The sequence below is a fragment of the Methylobacterium sp. EM32 genome (genome assembly GCF_040593685.1).
GTDB lineage: Bacteria > Pseudomonadota > Alphaproteobacteria > Rhizobiales > Beijerinckiaceae > Methylobacterium.
In genome coordinates this window covers 13,093-27,315 of record NZ_JBEXZS010000214.1, presented here as the reverse complement: position 1 = coordinate 27,315, position 14,223 = coordinate 13,093, and the positions used below count along the sequence as shown (strand labels likewise).

Genomic DNA, 14,223 nt, shown 5'->3' with positions numbered 1-14,223 from the left:
GTGCTGCGCGAGATGATTGGTTTTGCCGCGCAGCGTTTGATGGAACTGGAGGTCGCCGGCCTGACCGGTGCCGCCCACGGCGAGAAGAACCCGGACAAACTGGCCCAGCGCAACAGCTTGCCCCGGACCTGATCCGGAGGCTATCGCAACACGGACTGGCAGACGCGGGCCGGCACGGTTGAGCTGCGCATCCCGAAGCTGCGGACGGGGAGCTACTTCCCGAGCTTCCTGGAACCGCGCCCCATGACCGAGAAGGCGCTGACCGCGGTGATCCACGAGGCCTACATCCAGGGCATCTCGACCCGGGCGATCAACAACCTGGTTCAGGCGATAGGCGGGACGGGGATCTCTCCCAGCCAGGTCAGCCGCCTGTGCCAGGAGATCGACGAGCGGGTGAACGCCTTCCTGGAGCAGCCCATCGAGGGCGAGTGGCCCTATCTCTGGATCGATGCCACCTACGTGAAGGTGCGTCAGGACCACCGCATCGTCTCGGTGGCCGTCATCGTGGCGATGGGCGTCAACGCGGATGGCCGACGCGAAGTGCTGGGGCTCGACATCGGCCCGTCCGAAGCCGAAACCTTCTGGAACGAGTTCCTGCGCAAGCTGGCCCGGCGCGGCCTGCGCGGAGTCAAGCTGGTGATCTCGGACGCGCATGAGGGCATCAAGGCCTCGGTCGCCAAGGTGATGACTGCCTCCTGGCAGCGGTGCCGGGTCCACTTCATGCGCAACGTCCTGGCCCATGCCGGCCGTTCGGGCCGGCGCGTCGTCGCGGCCTTCATCGCCACCGCCTTCGCGCAGAAGGATGCCGAGGCCGCCCGCCAGCAGTGGCGGCGGGTGGCCGACCAGCTCCGCCCCAAGGTCCCGAAGCTGGCAGCCCTGATGGACACGGCAGAGACCGACGTCCTGGCCTACATGGGCTTCCCGGCCGCCCATCGCGCCAAGCTGCACTCGACCAACCCGTTGGGGCGCCTCAACGGCGAGATCAAGCGCCGCACCGACGTCGTCGGCATCTTCCCCGATGAGCCATCGATCCGCCGGCTCGTGGGCGCGATCCTGTTGAAGCAGAACGACGAATAGGCGGTCCAGCGCTGCCGCTACATGACCCTGGAAAGCATCGCCTCAATCGGCGATGATCCCCTCGTCAGCCTGCCAACCTTGGCCGTCTGATCAGTCCGGCCAGGCCGGTCATCGTGGTGGACCACACGCAGATACACCACCCCCTGGGACACGATCGGGGGAGGGTCATGCCCTGCGGCGATCGTCGACACGAAAAAAAGGCTCCCGGCGTGCCGCCGAGAGCCCTGTAACCCGTGGAATGCGCCGTCCCCTACCGGAACAGCGACGCCACCCCGCCCTGCATCCGCCCCAGACCCTGCTTGGCGACCTGGTTGCCCTGGTCGATGGCGATGGCGCGCTGGTAGCTCTCCGTCGCCTCCTGGCGGCGGTTGGTCTTCTCGTAGGCGAGACCCCGGTAGGCCCAGGAATCCGCGTCCTTGTTGTTGACGTTCAGCGCCGCGTTGTAGTCCTCGATCGCCTTGTCGTACTGGTTCGTCGCGATCAGGCTCTGGCCGCGGGCGGCGTAGGGCGCGGCCACGAAGGGGTTGCGGTCGATGGCAGCGTCGAAGTCGCCGATCGCGGCGCGGTGCTGCCCTTGCGCCTGCCGCACCAAGCCGCGGGCGTGGTAGGCCTCGGCCGATTCCGGGGTCAGGCGGATCGCCTGGCTGAGGTCGCTGTAGGCGGCCTCGAAGTTCCCTTGCGCGCGCTGCAGGTTGGCCCGGCCGATATAGGCGGCGGTGTAGTTCGGGTCGGCGTTGATCGCCTTGGAGAAGTCCTGGAGCGCCGCGTCGTTGCGGCCCGACTGGCGGTAGGCCAGCGCCCGGTTGCCGTAGGCCGAGGCCGAGTTCGGGTCGAGCTGGATCGCCTTGGTGAAGTCGGCGATCGCCGAATCGAAGTTGCCCGCCCGGGCATAGGCCGCGCCGCGGGTGTTGTAGGCGGCCGCGTCGCTCGGGTTGCGCTGGATCACGTCCGACAGCGAGGCGATGTTGACCTCGGTCGCGCCGGACTTGTCGGCCTCGACCACCGCGAATTGCCGCGTCGCGGTGGCGCGGCTGACGGTGTCGCAGCCGGCGAGCGCCAGCGCGGTCAGCACGGTCGCCCCCAGCACACGGGCCGCCGGTGTCACGCGGCTCAAGCCGATCACGTTGTTCATCGCCCGCTCCCCCGGGGCGGCGCATCCCGTCGCGCCGCGCACCTTCGCCATTCGCACGCACGCGCCGCCAAAAACCGCGGTCCCGGTGCCGGACGACCATTCCGGATCGGGGTGAACGCCGGCTTAAAGCGATGCGCCCCCGACGCTTGTGCGGGCCGATGTGGCGAAGGTGTGGCCTCCCGGCGCCGCAAGGGCAGGGGAGGGGCCCGTGCTGGCGCGGGTGTGGCCGCAAGGCCGCAGTCCGGGCCCTCAGGCGCCGGTCGTGACCCGGGTGAGGTGGCCCATCTTGCGGCCGGGGCGAGCCTCGCCCTTGCCGTAGAGGTGGAGGTGGCTGCCTGCCTCGGCGAGGATCCGGGTCCAGTCGTCGGCTTGGTCGCCGATCAGGTTCAGCATCTCGACCGACGTGCCGGTCAGCGCCGCGCTGCCGAGCGGCCAGCCGCAGATCGCCCGGACGTGCTGGGCGAATTGCGAGGTCTCGGCCCCCTCGATGGTCCAGTGGCCGGAATTGTGCACCCGCGGGGCGATCTCGTTGACCACCACGCTCGCGCGGCAATCCGCCCCGCGCACCAGGAACATCTCGACCGCCAGCACGCCGACATAATCGAGCGCGTCCGCGATGGTGCGGGCGATCGCGATCGCCTCGACGGCGGTCTCCGGCGCCATGCCGGGAGCCGGCACGACCGTGCGGGCGAGGATGTGGTGACGGTGCTCGTTGGCGCAGGGGCTGAAGGCCGAGAAGCCGCCTTCCGCGTTGCGGGCGGCCACCACCGACAGCTCGGCCTCGAAGGCGACGAAACCCTCGAGGATGCAGGGCTGATCGCGTAAGGACGCCATCACGGCGGCCGGATCGGAGACGGCGTCGCGCAGCATCACCTGCCCCTTGCCGTCATAGCCGAAGCGCCGGGTCTTCAGCACCGCCGGCAGGCCGATCTCCCGCACGGCTTGGGCGAGGCCCGCCGCGTCGTCGACCGCCCGGAACGGGGCCACCGGGATGCCGAGACCGGCGACGAAGCTCTTCTCGGTCAGCCGGTCCTGCGTCGTCGCCAACGCCGAGGCGCTCGGATGCAGCGGCCGGCGGGCGGCCAGGATCTCGGCCGTCTTGCTCGGGATGTTCTCGAACTCGTAGGTCACCACGTCGACGGATTCGGCGAAGGCCTGGAGCGCCGCCGCGTCGTCATACGCCGCGACCGTGCGTCGGCCCGCCACCTCGAAGGCCGGGCTGTCGGGATCGGGGCAGTAGACATGGCATTTCAGCCCGTACTGCGCCGCCGCGACCGCGATCATGCGGCCGAGCTGGCCGCCGCCGATGATCCCGATGGTCGCGCCTGGGGCGATGAGGGTCGTGGTGCTCACGGGGCGCTCGTGTCCGGGTGCTCGGCGACCGCCGCGCTCTGGCGGGCGCGCCAGGCGTCGAGGCGATGGGCCAGATCGTCGTCGGTGAGCGCCAGGACGGCGGCGGCCAGCAAGGCCGCGTTGACGGCGCCGGCCCGGCCGATGGCGAGCGTGCCGACCGGGATGCCGGCCGGCATCTGCACGATCGACAGGAGGCTGTCCTGGCCCGACAGCGCCTTCGACTCGACCGGCACGCCGAAGACCGGCAGCGGCGTCATCGCGGCGGCCATGCCGGGGAGGTGGGCCGCGCCGCCGGCGCCGGCGATCACCACCCGGAATCCAGCGGCCTTGGCGCCCTTGGCGAAGGCGACCAGGCGGTCCGGGGTGCGGTGGGCCGAGACGATGCGGGCCTCGTACGGAATGCCGAGCGCGTCGAGGGTCTCGGCGGCGTGGCGCATCGTGGCCCAGTCGGACTGGCTGCCCATGATCACCGCGACGGGGGGCGCTGCCGCCATCGTCAAGCGCATCCTCTAGAAAGCGCTGCTAGCCGCGAGCGGGCCGCAGCCGGTCATTGTGCAGTAGCGGCGCGCTTGCCTTCACGCAAGCAGCGCGCGAACGCTCGCCTGCGTCCGTCAGGCGATGATGTCCGGGGTGAGCTGGTCCTCCAGGAAGGTGATGCGGTCGCGCAAGGACAGCTTGCGCTTCTTGAGGCGCTGGAGCTGCAGCCGGTCGCCGGCCATCACCCCCGACAGGGCCTCGATCGCGTCGTCGAGGTCGCGATGCTCCTCCTTCAGACGCGCCAGCTCGCTCTCGTACTCCGCCGTCGATTCCGCACTCAACTCGAACGCCATCGCCGCCCCAAGCCCTGGAAGTATGAGCGGAGAATGGACCACGCTCCAGCCTCCGGCAAGGGCACGGGCGGGGTTGTGCAGCCCCTCCGAGGGCCTGCCGTCCCCACGCGCATTACGCAGGTGCAGCATCAAATCCCTTCGACATCGGCCGCGGGCTGTGGCAGGCTGCGTGTGTCACCTACATGACAGGAGGCAATGGCTGATGTCGCTGCACATGCATCTCACCGAGCTCGAGCGTAAGCACGAAGCCCTGGAGCGCGAGATTCAGGACGCAATCACCCACCTCTCCACCGACGACTTGCGAATTGTAGAGCTCAAGCGGAAAAAGCTTCACTTGAAGGATGAGATCAGTCGTCTGCGGACGACCTCCACCCGCGTGATGCACTAGCCCAGAAAACGCCCTTCGTGCCGCCGCGCCAGCGTTCGGCGCGGCGGCCCCTGCCCCAGAGGCACGATCCTTCGGGCGACATCCTTTCAGATACGACCTGAAGGTACGACAGAGTGAGCGGCGGGGCCCCCGAGGGCGAGCCCCCGGCCGGCAGGCCCCGCAGCCCCGTTGACGGGGCGCCCGTCACAACGCCTTCGCCATCTCCCGCAGCACGAATTTCTGCACCTTGCCGGTCGAGGTCTTCGGCAATTCCGTGAAGACCACGTGGCGGGGCACCTTGAAGCCGGCGAGCGACTGACGGCACCAGCCGATCAGCTCCTCGGCCGAGACCATCTCGGAGCCCTTCAGCTCGACGAAGGCGCACGGCGTCTCGCCCCATTTCTCGTCGGGCTTGGCCACCACCGCCGCGGCCGCCACCGCCGGGTGCTTGAACAGGGCCTCCTCCACCTCGATCGACGAGATGTTCTCGCCGCCTGAGATGATGATGTCCTTCGAGCGGTCCTTGAGCTGGATGTAGCCGTCCGGGTGCTTCACCCCGAGATCGCCGGAGTGGAACCAGCCGCCGCGGAAGGCGGCTTCGGTCGCCGTCGGGTTCTTGAGGTAGCCGCGCATCACCACGTTGCCGCGGAACATCACCTCGCCGAGCGTCTCGCCGTCGGCCGGGACCGGCTGCATCGTCTCGGGATCGAGCACGTCGAGCGCTTCGAGCGGGGGGTAGCGCACGCCCTGGCGCGCCTTGCGGGCGGCCTGCTCGTCCTTGCCCAAGGCGTCCCAGTCGGCGTGCCACTCGTTCACCACCGCCGGGCCGTAGGTCTCGGTCAGCCCGTAGACGTGGGTGACGTCGAACCCGGCCTCGGCCATGCCGGCGAGCACGGCCTCGGGCGGCGGCGCCGCCGCGGTGAGGAACGCGACCCGCCGCGGCAGGTCCCGCCGCTCGGCCTCCGGGGCGTTGATGAGGAGCGACATCACGATCGGCGCGCCGCACAGATGCGTGACCCCGTGATCCGCGATGGCGTCGTACATCGCCTTCGACCGCACCTGCCGCAGGCAGACATGGGTGCCGGCCACCACCGACAGGGTCCAGGGGAAGCACCAGCCGTTGCAGTGGAACATCGGCAGGGTCCACAGATAGACCGGGTGCCGGCCGAGATCGCCCGCCACCACGTTGCCGACGGCGAGCAGCGACGCGCCGCGATGGTGGTAGACCACGCCCTTCGGGTCGCCGGTGGTGCCCGACGTGTAGTTGAGCGTGATCGCGTCCCACTCGTCGCCCGGCATGGCCCAGGCGTAAGCGGGGTCGCCCTCGGCGAGGAAGGCCTCGTACTCGACCGTGCCGAGGCGCTCACCCGGGCCGTCGTATTCGGGGTCGTCGTAATCGATCACCAGCGGCGTCACCCCGGCCTGGGCCAGGGCCGGGCCCATGGTGCGGACGAATTCCCGATCGGTGATCACCACCTTGGCCTCGCCGTGGTCGAGGCAGAAGGCGATGATCGCGGCGTCGAGCCGGGTGTTGAGGGTGTTGAGCACCGCGCCGGCCATCGGCACCCCGTAATGGCACTCGATCATCGCCGGGGTGTTGGCGAGCATCACCGCCACCGTGTCGCCCCGTCCGATCCCCCGGGCCTCGAGCGCCGCGGCGAGGCGCCGGCAGCGGGCGTAGAGGTCGCGGTAGCTGCGCCTCAAGCCCCCGTGGATCACCGCGATGTGGTCGGGGAAGACCGTCGCCGCCCGCTCCAGGAAGGTGAGGGGGGTGAGCGGCTGGTGGTTGGCCGGGTTCCGGTCGAGGCCGTGGTCGTAGATCGTTGCGGGGCTCGTCATGGCGGCACTCTCCGGGTGGGGCCTCGGGGAGCGGTGTCGCACGCCCCCTTGCGGCATGATGATCGGACCTTCGGTCGAATCAAGCGCGCCGGTCCTTTAAAGCTTCGCCCGATTCGTCGGACCACCGGCCCCGGCGGACATCGCGCGCGGCACCGTCGGTCACCCCGGCAGGCGGTATCCCGGCAAGTGTCCGATCCGCTCGGCCACCAGCGCCTCGACCCGGTCGAGCCCGTCCCCCGGCAGCGACGCGCTGGCGGCGAGGCCGTAGACCTCCCAGCCGACCGGGACGAAGCCGAGGCCGAACCGCTCCGCCGCCGCACGCGCCCCCAAACCCGCATCGGCCGCCCCCGACGCGATCACCGCCGCCACCGCCTGGTGGGTGAACTCCTCCAGCCCGTAGCCGACGATCTCGTCCGGCCGGATCCCGGCCTCGGCCAGCAGCCGGTCGAACCAGTCCCGGGTGCCCGAGCCCTTCTGCCGGTTGACGAAGCGGGCCTTCGTGGCGCGCAGGTCCCCGGGACCGCCGAGCCCGAGCGGGTTGCCGGCTGCGACCAGCAGGCCCTGCTCGCGCTCGAACAGCGGGCGGATCCGGAAGGCCGGATCGGCGACGAGGTCCGAGAAGGGCGGCCCGGCGGCGGCCGGCCCGATCGCGCCGCAATGGAAGCCCGCTGCGTCGGCGCGCCCGTCCATGAGCCGCATCACCGCGTCCCGGCTGCCCATCACGGCGATCTCGGCCCCGCCCCACAGGCCCAGCACCTCCATCAGCAGGGGATCGTGGCTCGCTGCCACGCCGAGGCGCCGCAGCCCTCCGCGCAGGGCGGCGAGGCGGGCCTGCATCACGCGCGCCTCGCGGGTGAGCGGCAGGGCCAGGCTCTCGGCCGCGCCCGCCAGGGCCTCGTGCAGGACGGTGCCGGCCTCGGTGAGCGTGGTGCCGTGGCCGCGGGTCTTGCGCACCAGCGGGTGGCCGAATTCGGCCTCCAGCGTCCGGACCCGCTCCCAGGCGGCGCGGTAGGACAGGCCGATCTCGGTCGCCGCCCCCTGCACCGAGCCGGTCCGGACGATGGCGCGCAGGAGCGCCGAGGCGTCGGCGACGGCGATGCGCGCCCGCCCGATCCGCAGCGCGCCGCCGAGCCCGAGTTCGACCTCGAGACACTCGTCGGGCGGTATCGTCATGAAAGGCCCCCCGTCGCCCGCCTTCGCCCATCGCGCGGAATTCCCAGCCCCGGGCCGCGCCGCCCCACCGACGACGGGCCGTGATCCGGTCCGCCGCGCGGCGGGAGTCATCATCGGAAGCATACGTCCTATTGATGCCTATGCAACGGCATCGTACCGCCGATGATCGCACGCCCGGTCCGGAGCGGAGCGCCGGCTCGCCCCGGTCCGCCCCGTTCGCGAGCCCGCAGGGACGCCGACGACCGCATGATGCATCCGGAAGTCCTTCACCCGACGCAGAGCCCGGCCCGCGCCCGGACGACCGCGCCGTCCGAGGCGGTGGCGCCGGCACGGGCGGGGCGGGCGTCGCCCCTGCCGGCGGACTGGATCCATGACGGGGGCCTGCGCGCCTTCCGGAGCGATGCCGGCTATCTCGGCCGCTCGATCGCGGCGCTCAAGCTCTACCTCACGCTGGTCGCCAGCCAGGATTCAGGCAGCGGCGAGCCGGCGGCGATCCTCCTGTCCTACGGGCGGATCGCCGCCCTGTCCGGCCTCTCCGACCCGCTGATCTGCGCCGGCAAGAAGGCGCTCCTCGACCAGGGCCTCGTCACCACCGACGGCGGCTGCCCGGGTGGCACGATCGCCTACCGGTTGACCGGCCTGCGCCCGTCGGCCGCCGCGGCCTCCCTCGTCCACGGGGCGCAGCCCGGCGCCCCGATCGCCGCCCTGCACGGCCTCACCTGCCGCAAGGCGCCCCACCTCGCCGCGCTGAAGACCTACCTGCTGCTCTGCGCCTGCGGCCGCGACCCCGACGGCGTCGTGTCCCTCGACGTCGATGCCGCGTCGCATCTCACCCTGACCAGCCACGTCAGGATCATCGCCGCGCTCGCCGCCCTGCAGCAGCTCGGGCTCGCCGAGGCACTCGGCAACCCGTCGCGGCTCGCCGAGCACCGCCGGGTCCGCCTGCTGCCGCTGCGGTGATCCTGCCGCCGGGATCGGGAGTCCCTTGTGGACGGGCGGCGAGGGGCCTGCTACCACCCGGACCGGACAGGCCCCGTAGCTCAGCTGGATAGAGCAGCCGCCTTCTAAGCGGCAGGTCGCAGGTTCGAGCCCTGCCGGGGTCGCCACTGAGACGCCCGCTCGGTCGATGACTCGGCGGGCTTTTTCATGCCCAGGCCCCGTTGGCGCGTGTCGCGGCGGTGTGCAGCGCGAATCGTTATTTTGCAATGGGTTGCGGCGTGGCGTAGGCGGCGCCACGCGACACGACAGCGGACCCGGCGGGAGCATGCGGAGCGGGTCGTCTTCGCGGTGGGTCGGCTGGCAGCGGTCCGTCGCTCGACCCGGAGCGCCCCATGACCAAGCTCCCCTCCGGAATGCGGCCTCGCGGGATGACTCGTGTGCAGGGGCATCACCACCGCAACGACTTGCGCCCCAAGGCCATCGCCTGCACATCCGAGCTGCCATATGCTCAACACCGTACAGGGAACCACGCTTGTACAAGGTAACAGGAACCGACCCGACCGGCCGCGCGCTCACGTTCGCCTGCGGTACGGATTTGCAGGCGCTCGACAAGGTTCGGGAGCTGATGGGACGAGGCTTCCGCGACATCTCGGTCGCCGACCCCAAGGGGCGGCAGACCAGCGGGACCGCGTTCGAGCACTCCGTCGGGATGGAGTACGACTGACGCCCGAGAAGGCTATGCCTTCGCGCACATCAGCGCGCCTTGGTCCAGGCCACCCTCACCATCGCGGCGGCGATCATCGCCGAGGCGAGCCTGTCCTTCCTCGGCCTCGGCCAGCAGCCGCCCGAACCGTCCTGGGGCTCGATGCTCAACACCGCCAGGAACTTCCTCGACCAGGCGCCCTGGATGGCGATCTGGCCCGGATTGTCGATCTTCCTCGCGGTGCTCGCCTTCAACCTCGTCGGCGACGGGTTGCGCGACGCCCTCGACCCGCGCGAGCGCCGTTGACTGCCGACACTCCCCTGCTGATTGTCCGCGACCTCGCGGTCGCCTTCGACACCGACGGCGGCACGATCCACGCGGTCAACGGCGTGAGCTACGGCTTGCGCGAGGGCAAGACGCTCGGCCTCGTCGGCGAATCGGGCTCGGGCAAGTCGACGATCGGCCGGGCGGTGACGATGCTGAACCCGCCGACCTCCGGGACCGTCGCGTTCGAGAGCACCGACTTAGGCACCCTGCCGGCCCGGGAGATGCGGCGGATGCGCCGGCGCATCCAGGTGATCTTCCAGGACCCCTACGCCGCTCTCAACCCGCGGATGAGCGCCGGCGCCTACGTCGCCGAGCCGTTCCGGCTGCACCGGCCGGAGATGGGTGCGCCTGAGCGTCGCGACGCGGTGGCCGGCCTGTTCCAGCGGGTCGGGCTCGATCCGCGCTTTGCTGGGCGCTACCCGCACCAGTTCTCGGGCGGACAGCGCCAGCAGCTCTGCATCGCCCGGGCGATCGCGCTGAAGCCCAGCTTCATCGTCGCCGACGAGCCGATCGCCGCCCTCGACGTCTCGATCCAGGCTCAGGTGGTCAACCTGCTGCAGGACCTGCAAGCGGAGCTGGGCCTGTCCACTCTCTTCATCTCCCACGACCTGCGAATGGTACGCTATCTCTGCCACCGGGTCGCGGTGCTGCGGCGCGGGCGGCTCGTCGAGCTCGCCGACAGCGACACCCTGTACGAGGATCCGCGCCACCCCTACACGCGGGCGCTGCTCGGCGCGGTGCCGGTGCCCGACCCGGCGGCCGAGCGGGCCCGCCTGCGGGCGATGCGCGAGGCGCCGGCCGCCGCCATCCCGGAGGCCGGGCCGTTGGAGGAGATCGCCCCCGGGCATTGGGTGGCGCGGGCGGCCGGCGCGTAGGGGCCCGCTCGGTGCTCCCTTCGGCTCGATGCCCGCCCATCCTTTCGGCCGCGGCGCCTCGCCCAGCGGCACGAGCTCGGTTGCGACCAACCCCCACCTCGCCGTCGCGCCACGGCGTCGGACCCCGCGTGGTGGATGCGCTCGCCGATCGCCGTCAGCGGTGCCCGGGCTGGGCGGGGCCCACGGTGTCCGCCGCGTAGGCATCCCGAGACCCGAGCGGCCGCGGCCGCCCGGTCGTGCTGTCCCGTGCCGTCTGCCGCTCCAGCTCCGAGTTCAGCTCCGCGCCGATCAGCACGATGACCACCGACAGCCACATCCACGTCATGAAGCCCACCCCGGCTCCGAGCGATCCGTAGGTTCGGTTGTAGCTGTCGAAGCTCGACACGTACCACGAGAACAAGACGGAGGTGCAGACCCACAGCAGCGCCGCCAGAACGGCGCCCCAGGTGACCCAGCGCCACTTCGCCTCCCGCCGGCTGGGACCGTAACGGTAGATCAGGGAGAGCCCCGCGCCGACCACGATCAACAGCAGCGGCCAGCGCGCCACTCTCAGGACCGTGTCGGCCAGCGGACCGAGCCCGACCTCGCCGAGCACCACCGGCAGGACGACCACGATGCCGATGGCGGCCACCACGAAAACGATACCGCTGAACGTGAACAGCAGCGATGTGGAATAGAGTTGCAGCAGCGTGCGCTTCTCCCGCTCCTTGTAGATGACGTTCAGCGCGTCGAAGAGATACATCACTCCGGAATTCGCGCTCCAGAACGCGATGAGGAAGCTGACGATGGACGCCGAGCTGAGGGCGCCCGTGCTCTTCTGGGCGATGCGGGTCATTTCGTCGGTGAGCAGCGCCAGCACGCCGGCGGGGAGGATGCCGGTCAGCAACGTGAGATGCTGGCTGATCGCGCGGGGATCCGAGAGCAGGCCGTAGAGCGAGACGACGGTCGCGATGCCGGGAAAGGCCGCCAGCAGGGTGAAGAAGGAGACGCCGCCCGCCGTCGCGAGCACGCGGTCCTGCGGCATCGACCAGAACACCCGCGCCAGGATGTCGAGCCAGCCGCGCGCCGGGATCTGCTCGGGTCGGGCCGCGGTGCGGCCCCGGTCGGGCTCGCGGGCACGTCGGATGGTGCGGGCGAGCGAGATGGGGTCGTGGGGACGCGTGCTGCGTGAGCGCCAGTCCTCACCGTCGTCATCCTGGCTCATGGGGTGCCCTCCGTGGTGGAGTGCCCTGCACCGTGTCGCCGCCTCATGGCGGTCGCAGGCGCTCAAGCTCGCCGGTCGTCGATTGATGCCAGACCCCGAAACCGGTCGCTACGGGTCTCGTCGAACGACGAGAGCATTTTCCGACGAAGTGGATGCCGGTTCGTCGAAGAAAATGCGGCACAATCAACGACCTAGAGAGCTTCGCGATGGCAACGCGATCGTGAAGTGCTCTAAGCGGGAGCGGATGTCGACGGCCCCTCCCTCCGGTGGAGCTCTCGGCCCGGTCACGATGCTGCCGCGATGAGAGAACCCTGATCCCGGGCGCCGCCCAGGCAAAGGGGGGCCAGGGCAGAGGTGGTCCGGCTGTCGGGCGCGCGGTGGCAGGTGATCGCGCCGTTCAGGCCCGCCGACGAGCCCGGCGCGCATGCCGGCGACGCCTGGACGTTTGCTGTCCCGCCACCCTACGATCGCCGCACCATGAGCCGGGCGGCCGACCGCCGGGACGTCGGAGACGGGCGCATCGCGCAATGCGCCCGCACCAAGGGAGGGGCGGGATGGCGAAGGTCGCGATCGTCGGCTGCGGAGCGATGGGCTCGGTCTACGCGGCGCTGATGGCGTCGGCGGGCCACGCGGTGCATGCCGTCACGCTCTGGGCCGACCATGCGGCGGCGATGCGCGAGCGCGGCCTGCGCGTCGAGGGCGCGAGCGGCGACCGGACCGTGCGGCTGGCGAGCGCCGGCACGACACCGGAGGGGATCGGTCCGTGCGACCTCGTCATCATCGCCACCAAGGCGTTCGACGTCGCGGCGGCAGCCGGGAGCGTCGCGCCCCTGATCGGGCCGGACACCGTGGTACAGACGATCCAGAACGGGCTCGGCTCGCCGGAGGTGGCGGCCGCCGTGATCGATCCGGACCGGATCGCCGTCGGGGTGGTGGGCGGCTTCGGCGCCTCGATGCGTGGACCCGGCCACGCGCACCATAACGGGCTCGAGATGATCCGCTTCGGCGCCTTCGCGGGCCTGAAGCGGGAGCGCCTGGAGGCCTCCGCGGCGATCTGGGAATCGGCCGGGTTCAAGGTCAGCCTGTTCGACGATCTCGGCCGGATGGTGTGGGAGAAGCTGATCATGAACGTCACCTTCTCGGGCACCACCACCCTGACGTGCCTGACCATCGGCGGGGTGATGGCCGATCCGGAGGCGTGGCACGTGGCGCGTGGTTGCGCCGAGGAGGCGATCGCCGTGGCGGCGGCGATGGGCGTGACGCTCCAGGTCGGCGATCCGGTCGAGCATATCCGCCGGCTCGGCGGCAAGATCCCCGAGGCCAGGCCCTCGATGCTCCTCGACCACCGGGCCGGGCGCCGCGGCGAGGTCGAGGCGATCAACGGTTCGATCCCGCGTCTGGGGCGGCTTTGCGGCGTGCCGACCCCGGTCAACGACACGGTGGTCGCCCTCATCAAGGCGCGCGAGGCCGCCTTCGCCGTAGCGGCAGACCCGGCGCGCTGCCCGGCCTGATCAGGCGTCGAGCGCCCGATCGGTCTCCGCGCGCCACGGCAGGCTCGCCTGGCTGCCGCGCCGGCTGCAGGCGAGGGCGGCCGCCAGGCTCGCCCGCTCCATCGCCGCGCGCAAGGGCGCGCCGCGGTCCAGCGCGGCGGCGAGCACGCCGACGAAGCAATCGCCCGCCGCGGTGGTGTCGACCGGGTCGATCGCCCGGGCCGGGACGTGCCAGGCGCCGTCCGCCGTCGCCGCTTCCGAGCCGGCCTCGCCGAGGGTGCGCACCACGTCGATGCCGAGCGCCGCCCGCAGGGTCGCGGCCTCCGGCGCGCAGCCGAGCCGCGCGGCGGTCGCCTCCGCCTCGTCCTCGTTGACGACGAGGAGGCCGGCGAGGCGCAAGGCGTCGATCGCGAGCGGCAGGGCCGGGGCGAGGTTGAGGATGCTGCGCACCTGAAGCGTCCGGGCCCGGCGCAGCAGGGCGGTGGTCTCGGCGGGATCGACCTCCATCTGGAGGAGCAGCGAGGTCGCCCGGGCGAGGTCGGTATCGGCGATCTGGTCGGCCCGCGTGTGCCCGTTGGCACCGAGTGCCACCACGATGCGGTTGCGGCCGGCCGCGTCGATCCAGATCGAGGCGCAGCCCGTCGCGGCCGCCACCCGGCGGACCCGGGCGGTGTCGGCCCCGGCCTCGCGCAGGCCAAAGAGCGCCACCTCGGCCAGGGCGTCGTCGCCGACTGCGCCGACCATCGCGACCTCGGCCCCGTCCCGGGCCGCGGCCACCGCCTGGTTCGCCCCCTTGCCGCCCGCCTGCACCGCGAGATCGTCGGCGAGCAGCGTCTGGCCCGAGCGCGGCACCTCGGGCAGGCGGAAGATCAGGTCGGCGTTGAGGGAGCCGAAGCAGACGATCACGGGGTTTC

At 71.4% G+C, this 14,223-nt stretch carries 13 protein-coding genes, 1 tRNA gene and 2 pseudogenes; 8 read left to right on the top strand and 8 right to left on the bottom strand.

Annotated elements, in window-relative coordinates:
* Window positions 1–1,167 (top strand): annotated as a pseudogene (locus tag ABZT49_RS27845) (IS256 family transposase); the annotation flags it as partial.
* Between the two features lie 160 nt (window positions 1,168–1,327).
* Here the strand turns inward: ABZT49_RS27845 and ABZT49_RS27840 are convergent.
* From ABZT49_RS27840 to ABZT49_RS27825, 4 genes are all read right to left on the bottom strand, one after another.
* The gene (locus tag ABZT49_RS27840; RefSeq protein WP_355290913.1) at window positions 1,328–2,209 is read right to left on the bottom strand and encodes a tetratricopeptide repeat protein; all 882 of its coding nucleotides are present in this window, start codon (window positions 2,207–2,209) and stop codon (window positions 1,328–1,330) included.
* A gap of 249 nt (window positions 2,210–2,458) precedes the next feature.
* Window positions 2,459–3,562 carry a 5-(carboxyamino)imidazole ribonucleotide synthase gene (locus ABZT49_RS27835; RefSeq protein WP_355290911.1) on the bottom strand — a complete coding sequence of 368 codons (1,104 nt, stop codon included), beginning with the start codon at window positions 3,560–3,562 and terminating at the stop codon, window positions 2,459–2,461.
* Window positions 3,559–4,056, bottom strand: coding sequence for a 5-(carboxyamino)imidazole ribonucleotide mutase (gene purE / locus ABZT49_RS27830; RefSeq protein ID WP_355290909.1), 498 nt, complete (start codon window positions 4,054–4,056; stop codon window positions 3,559–3,561). The genes ABZT49_RS27835 and purE overlap by 4 nt, the downstream gene beginning before the upstream one ends.
* 117 nt (window positions 4,057–4,173) lie before the next feature.
* Window positions 4,174–4,392, bottom strand: coding sequence for a DUF465 domain-containing protein (locus ABZT49_RS27825; RefSeq protein WP_355290919.1), 219 nt, complete (start codon window positions 4,390–4,392; stop codon window positions 4,174–4,176).
* A gap of 202 nt (window positions 4,393–4,594) precedes the next feature.
* On the opposite strand from ABZT49_RS27825, the gene ABZT49_RS27820 reads away from it, so the two are divergent.
* Window positions 4,595–4,780 (top strand): DUF465 domain-containing protein, encoded by a 186-nt coding sequence (locus ABZT49_RS27820; protein ID WP_355290907.1) that lies wholly within the window; start codon window positions 4,595–4,597, stop codon window positions 4,778–4,780.
* Between the two features lie 183 nt (window positions 4,781–4,963).
* On the opposite strand, the gene ABZT49_RS27815 is transcribed toward ABZT49_RS27820, so the two are convergent.
* Together ABZT49_RS27815 and ABZT49_RS27810 are read right to left on the bottom strand one after the other, a co-directional pair.
* Complete coding sequence (locus tag ABZT49_RS27815; protein WP_355290906.1) at window positions 4,964–6,598, bottom strand: acyl-CoA synthetase; 1,635 nt, start codon at window positions 6,596–6,598, stop codon at window positions 4,964–4,966.
* Window positions 6,599–6,757: 159 nt separating this feature from the next.
* The gene (locus tag ABZT49_RS27810) at window positions 6,758–7,771 is read right to left on the bottom strand and encodes a substrate-binding domain-containing protein (protein ID WP_355290903.1); all 1,014 of its coding nucleotides are present in this window, start codon (window positions 7,769–7,771) and stop codon (window positions 6,758–6,760) included.
* Between the two features lie 246 nt (window positions 7,772–8,017).
* Between ABZT49_RS27810 and ABZT49_RS27805 the strand changes: the two genes are divergently transcribed.
* The 5 genes and pseudogenes from ABZT49_RS27805 to ABZT49_RS27785 all read left to right on the top strand — a co-directional run bounded on the left by ABZT49_RS27805 (window position 8,018) and on the right by ABZT49_RS27785 (window position 10,615).
* A complete protein-coding gene (locus tag ABZT49_RS27805) occupies window positions 8,018–8,731 on the top strand; it encodes a hypothetical protein (RefSeq protein ID WP_355290901.1) in 714 nt (237 codons plus the stop codon).
* 69 nt (window positions 8,732–8,800) lie between these two features.
* Window positions 8,801–8,877, top strand: a tRNA-Arg gene (locus ABZT49_RS27800).
* A 365-nt stretch (window positions 8,878–9,242) separates the two neighbouring features.
* Window positions 9,243–9,434: a hypothetical protein gene (locus ABZT49_RS27795; RefSeq protein ID WP_355290899.1), complete on the top strand. Its 192-nt coding sequence runs from the start codon at window positions 9,243–9,245 to the stop codon at window positions 9,432–9,434.
* Window positions 9,435–9,473: 39 nt separating this feature from the next.
* Window positions 9,474–9,719: pseudogene (locus ABZT49_RS27790) on the top strand (ABC transporter permease subunit); the annotation flags it as partial.
* Window positions 9,716–10,615, top strand: a complete 900-nt coding sequence (locus tag ABZT49_RS27785; RefSeq protein ID WP_407943583.1) for an ATP-binding cassette domain-containing protein — start codon at window positions 9,716–9,718, stop codon at window positions 10,613–10,615. The pseudogene ABZT49_RS27790 and the gene ABZT49_RS27785, both read left to right, overlap by 4 nt.
* Window positions 10,616–10,769: 154 nt before the next feature.
* On the opposite strand, the gene ABZT49_RS27780 is transcribed toward ABZT49_RS27785, so the two are convergent.
* Complete coding sequence (locus ABZT49_RS27780) at window positions 10,770–11,819, bottom strand: YihY/virulence factor BrkB family protein (RefSeq protein ID WP_355290897.1); 1,050 nt, start codon at window positions 11,817–11,819, stop codon at window positions 10,770–10,772.
* 554 nt (window positions 11,820–12,373) lie between these two features.
* On the opposite strand from ABZT49_RS27780, the gene ABZT49_RS27775 reads away from it, so the two are divergent.
* Window positions 12,374–13,330, top strand: coding sequence for a 2-dehydropantoate 2-reductase (locus tag ABZT49_RS27775; protein ID WP_355290896.1), 957 nt, complete (start codon window positions 12,374–12,376; stop codon window positions 13,328–13,330).
* Here ABZT49_RS27775 and ABZT49_RS27770 read toward each other — a convergent pair whose 3' ends face one another.
* A complete protein-coding gene (locus ABZT49_RS27770; protein ID WP_355290894.1) occupies window positions 13,331–14,215 on the bottom strand; it encodes a ribokinase in 885 nt (294 codons plus the stop codon). It abuts the gene before it with no gap.
* Window positions 14,216–14,223 lie beyond the last annotated feature (8 nt).